Here is a 1,654-nt window from a genome sequence, read left to right on the forward strand (position 1 = left end):
CCGACCGGTTGTCGTCGACATGTCAGACCGCCCAGCACGAACAGCCGAACGCGCCCCAGAAGCCCTTCGCGTCCGACGTCGGCAATGCGCTGCCCCACGCGCTCGCATGCGCATGCTGGTGCACGTTGCACGCATTCGCGCAGCCGCACATCGCGGCGGCCGCCGCCCGTTGCAGCGGTGCGCCGTTGCGCTGCGTCGCGCCCCAGCCGCCATAGCCGCCGTACTCGCGCACGGGCGACCAGTCCGGCATCGCGGGCGGAATCGGCGCGTCGTGCGACGCGAACGGTCCCGCGCCCCACACGATCCTGCCGCCGACCACCGTCAGCAACGCCGTCGTGCCCGCGATGTCGTCCTCCGCGCACGCGAAGAAATCGCGATCCGGGACCACCAGGTCGGCGAGCTGCCCGACCGCGATGCGCCCCTTCTTGCCCTCTTCGTTCGAGAACCACGTCACGTACTCGGTCCACATGCGCAGCGCGGTCTCGCGATCGAGCAGGTTGCGCTGCGGATACATGCGCAGGCCGCCGACCGTCTTGCCCGTCACAAGCCATGAGAGCGACACCCACGGGTTGTACGACGCCACGCGTGTCGCGTCCGTGCCGGCCGATACCTTCAGCCCCTTGCCCAGCATCTTCGCGACGGGCGGCGTGGCTTCAGCCGCCTGCGCACCGTAGCGCTCGACGAAGTATTCGCCCTGGTACGCCATCCGGTGCTGCACCGCGACACCGCCGCCGAGCGCGGCGATCCGGTCCATCGATTTTTCGGAGATCGTTTCCGCGTGATCGAAGAACCAGTTCAGCCCCTCGAGCGGGATGTCCTTGTTGACCTTCTCGAACACGTCGAGCGCGCGGCTGATCGTTTCGTCGTAGGTCGCGTGCATGCGCCACGGCCAGCGGTTCTGCGCGAGCACGCGCACGACGCCTTCGAGATCGTCTTCCATCTGCGCCGGCAGATCGGGACGCGCGACGCGGAAGTCCTCGAAATCGGCGGCCGAGAACACCAGCATCTCGCCCGCGCCGTTGTTGCGGAAATAGTCGGTGCCGTCGTGATACTTGACGCTCTTGGTCCAGTTCACGAAGTCTTCCTTCTCGGCGTTCGGCTTCTGCGTGAACAGGTTGTACGCGATCCGGATCGTCATCTCGCCCGCGTCGTGCAGCTTGCGGATCACTTCGTAATCGTCGGGGTAATTCTGCGAACCGCCGCCCGCGTCGATCACGCCCGTCACGCCGAGCCGGTTCAGCTCGCGCATGAAGTGACGCGTCGAGTTGTACTGGTATTCGAACGGCAGCTTCGGCCCCTTCGCGAGCGTCGCGTAGAGGATCGTCGCGTTCGGGTTCGCGAGCAGCAGGCCCGTCGGGTTGCCGGCGGCATCGCGCAGGATCGTGCCGCCCGGCGGCTCCGGTGTGTCCTTCGTATAGCCGACCACGCGCAGCGCGGCCGCGTTCAGCAGCGCGCGATCGTACAGGTGCAGGATGAACACCGGCGTATCGGGCGCGGCCGCGTTGAGTTCGTCGATCGTCGGCAGGCGCTTCTCCACGAACTGATGTTCGGTGAAGCCGCCGACCACGCGCACCCACTGCGGCGCGGGCGTGATCGCGACCTGACGCTTGAGCATCTCCATCGCGACGGCGAGCGAAGGCACGCCGTCCCAGCG

The 1,654-nt window shown here is 67.4% G+C and carries 1 protein-coding gene; it reads right to left on the minus strand.

The window, feature by feature from the left end; genetic code table 11:
* Nucleotides 1–22: 22 nt before the first annotated feature.
* A partial coding sequence (locus HWX25_RS32530) for an amidohydrolase (RefSeq protein ID WP_175912683.1) occupies nucleotides 23–1,654 on the minus strand: 1,632 nt, incomplete at its 5' end.

The sequence above is a fragment of the Burkholderia sp. BCC1640 genome (assembly GCF_902833125.1).
Taxonomy (GTDB): domain Bacteria; phylum Pseudomonadota; class Gammaproteobacteria; order Burkholderiales; family Burkholderiaceae; genus Burkholderia; species Burkholderia diffusa.